General features: G+C 46.9%; 3 protein-coding genes and 1 pseudogene. All 4 read right to left on the bottom strand.

What is annotated here, in order from left to right:
• Positions 1-206 (bottom strand): annotated as a pseudogene (locus tag AAH187_RS18985) (hypothetical protein); the annotation flags it as partial.
• Positions 207-305: 99 nt separating this feature from the next.
• A complete protein-coding gene (locus tag AAH187_RS18980; protein WP_342350060.1) occupies positions 306-1,145 on the bottom strand; it encodes a protein-glutamate O-methyltransferase in 840 nt (279 codons plus the stop codon).
• A gap of 707 nt (positions 1,146-1,852) precedes the next feature.
• A complete protein-coding gene (locus AAH187_RS18975; protein ID WP_342350059.1) occupies positions 1,853-2,617 on the bottom strand; it encodes a chlorite dismutase family protein in 765 nt (254 codons plus the stop codon).
• A gap of 230 nt (positions 2,618-2,847) precedes the next feature.
• Positions 2,848-3,527 (bottom strand): DUF3365 domain-containing protein (locus AAH187_RS18970; RefSeq protein ID WP_342350058.1); only part of this gene is annotated, 680 nt, incomplete at its 5' end.

Raw genomic sequence — 3,527 nt, 5'->3', positions numbered from 1 at the left:
GCTAACATGAAATGATTCATCCCTCCCACGCCGGCTTCTGGATCTCGCAGACACACTGAGATACAGGAACCTAATACCGTATAGACGACTTTGGGCTCCCGGCTTACAAAATATTCACCTGGGAGAATGACGGCCACTTCGTAGGGGAAGCGGGTATCCTGCATTCGCCGAATATGCCCAAATTCCATCAATCCTGTAGATGACATAATTTCCTTAAAGTAAGGAGTGAACAGTCAGGAGCATGAGAAAAGTGATGAGTGCTTCCGATCCTCCACGCCTAACCACTCTCCCCTTTGCCCTCTCCCCTACGCCTCACTTTTCACGCTGATCGGTTTTTGATAAATGGTCGGGCGCAGATATGTAAATTGATGGTCGATCCACTGCAAACTTTCTGAATGTCCGATAAACAAATATCCACCAGGGCGGAGATATCGGAAAAACTTCTCCATGAGTTTGGCTTGCGTGGGACGATCAAAATAAATCATAACATTCCGACAAAAGATTACATCCAATTGACTCCGTATAGGAAAGGTCGGGTCCATCAAATTTATCCGTCGAAAGGCCACAAGACGCGCGATCTGAGGGCGCACCTGCAGCTTTCCCGCTTGCGGGCCTTTCCCACGGAGAAAATGTCGTTTCACCAAATCAATGGGAAGTTGACTCACCCGCTCTTCCTCATAGATACCCGAGGAGGCCTTTGCCAATACCCGCGTAGAAATATCGGAGGCGAGAATTTTGATGTCCCATCGATTAATATCGGCAATGCCATCAGACAGGGTCATGGCAATCGTATAGGGTTCTTCCCCGGAAGAGGACGCGGAAGACCAAATTCTCAAGGTCTTGGCCGATTGCACCTCTGAAAGAACCTGGTCGCGGAGAAAATCAAAATGCACAGGCTCCCGATAAAAATCAGTTTTATTCGTTGACACAAGATCCAACAACTTCATCAACTCTTCTTCCCCGCCTTTCCCGCTCACACAGTCGTAATACGCCTGATACGAGGAAAGGTGAAGATCCCGAAGCCGTTTCCCCAAACGAGAAACTAAGAGCGTTTTTTTTGGGGCATCGAGCGTAATACCGACCTGCTGATAAATTAAGTGTTTAAACTGTTCAAATTCATTATCAGTCAACGTTGCCGTCATCATATTGTCCTTTATCGTCAATTGATCCAAAACAAAAAGTAAAGGGATTGATAGTGAGGAGTGAACAGGAAGGAGTCGTGAAAAAAACACCGCACATCCCCTTTACGCCTTGCTACTCACCCTTCCTGGAACCAATAGAAACCACAACCCATAGACTACATAGGACGTCAAAGGGAAAGACCATAGGCCGTGGTCATTCCGACAAAAACCCACTCCCATAAAATATTTTCGATAGCCATATTTCCGCTGGAAGATTTCCGTTCCAGGGGCTCAATGAAGTGAAAAAATCCGGAATGGATGCAAGAAACAGATTTCTTCGTGAGGCGTGAAACGATGGACTATTCGCTTTACCACTCACCCTTCAGCCTCAATTCTTTTTCCTTTTCCATTTCAAGTTATCGGCACACCTATGATCGAATTTAAGGACCGGAGGGAATTTTTTTAAAAAAAAGGGAAGCCCAGGGGTGGGAATAAAAAAAGGCGAGGAAGGTTGTGATACCCTCCCCGCCCTTTCTCAAGACGATTGGTCGTAAAACGAAATTATTTCAGTCTGACAACAATGGCTCCCATAAAATCACCCTTCTTCCAATCTTTTTTGGTAGTTTTGGGGTGTTTGTTATGGCAATCGGCACAATTGTCACCTTCAGGCAATATAATCCCCAAAATGATTATTCAAAACCATGAATCCATCTGATCGAACTGGGACCCATCTATTTCATAAGGAGATCCACAATCTCATTCCAGTTTTTCAGTGTGCCAATGATCGTCGGCTCTCCGAGCTGAACATTGAAGCTATCCTCCCGAACCATCCGCAACGCAATGACCAGATCATTGAATTCAATCAAACTATTTGTTTCAAAATATGTTAAAAAATCCACGTCTGAAATCCCGGTGGAATGGTACAATTTCCGTTTGACTGTTTCTAAATAGGCCACAGTGGGAATGGTATGCTCTTTCATCAGCGCCACACGTTCTTCTTTAGGCAGATTCCACCATTCGGCATTTTTCCGAACCGGGATCATAATTGCATATGTCGACGGATCTCCTTTGTATTTCGCTGCTTTCAACTTTTCCAACAATTCCGGAAAATCCGGCGCATAATTTAAACTTTTGGTCACTCCACTGACGGTGTATTCCAAATTCAAATGTCGGCCGAGGCGAGTACTCCGGAGTTGAGTCATTAATTGCTGATTGGCTTTGAGGTCGGCGGAATGCAGCCGAAGCATAAAATGAGATTCCGTTGTCAACCCATAGGTCCAATAGCCATCCACGGTGACCTGATTTTTGATTGATTCCAACAGGGCTTTCGCCTCCTCCCCTCCTTTTTGCCTTTCTTCCACCGACAAATTTCCCCAATCTTTATCCACCTCAAACAGGGCAAAGGTGCCAAAAATAGGGGCATCGGCCGCCCATGTCAAGCCAAAGGACACAACAGTCAAAACCGCAATGAACAACAGGGATGCTAAGGCGCGCATACATTTTTCTCCTTATTTATTTTCCTTATTTATTTATGGAGAGTCATGGGTTCTTTGGGGTAAGGGATTTGCTGACAATCCTTCAGAATCCCCACCTAAGAAAGATTTTTGGCTCTCATAAATTCGAAGGTGTTCCCACTTGCTTCCGGAAGCACTCAGACTTCCGGAAGCCCACAAAAAATCTTAAATTAGTTCCTCCCGGGCACTTAGGATTTAATAATAGGATTTGCTTATTTGGCGGGAAGCTTCACGCTGACTGCCCCTCCAAGGTCGCCTTCCTTGGCCCCTTCTTTTTTGTAGCCGGAAACATCCATTTCACCTTTGGGACCACCGTGGCAACCCATGCAACCTTTCCCATAGAACAAGGGCAACATCACACGCACGGCTCCGTCGGTTGTCTCGCTCGCGATCTTGTCCCCCTGGCGTGGATAAGCGGAATCGCCGAATTTTTTCATCATCCCGGACTCAAAGTCATCTGCCTTATTCTTCGGATTTCGGAGTAACGCATCTGTTGTCGTTTGTTTCATGTAAATACCGCTTTTTTCGCTGAACAAAGTAGCGGTCTGCGTCCCGAAATGGGCCGGTGTAAAGCCCTTATACGCGACACCGGGCTTATTGATTTTATCCTGGTTGTTGGCGACCGTCTTTTTTGCGGCTTCAACGAGTTCCAGCAGCAGCTTTTGCGCCATCTCGGGAACGCCGCTCCCTTTCAGATTACCCAAATCCACGCTGGCTCGGGCCTTAAATTTCTCCGCGAGTTGCTGGGCAAACACATCAGGCGTGAACCCCTTGTCTCCCTTGCTCGCATCATTGATCAGGGGCTGGTTGGCCGCGACTGCCCCACGCCCGGCGTCAAGCAGAATAGCCAGGAGGCGGCCTGTTTCAACCACATCGGCCCCTGCAAATACTA

The organism is uncultured Nitrospira sp. (assembly GCA_902500695.1).
Classification (GTDB): Bacteria; Nitrospirota; Nitrospiria; order Nitrospirales; family UBA8639; genus Nitrospira_E.
This window is presented reverse-complemented; position numbering and strand designations above follow the sequence as displayed.

Bases quoted from the DNA above. Each gene is read 5' to 3' on its own strand.
- AAH187_RS18980 (WP_342350060.1), bottom strand. From the start codon at position 1,145: ATGATGACGGCAACGTTGACTGATAATGAATTTGAACAGTTTAAACAC.
- AAH187_RS18975 (WP_342350059.1), bottom strand. From the start codon at position 2,617: ATGCGCGCCTTAGCATCCCTGTTGTTCATTGCGGTTTTGACTGTTGTG.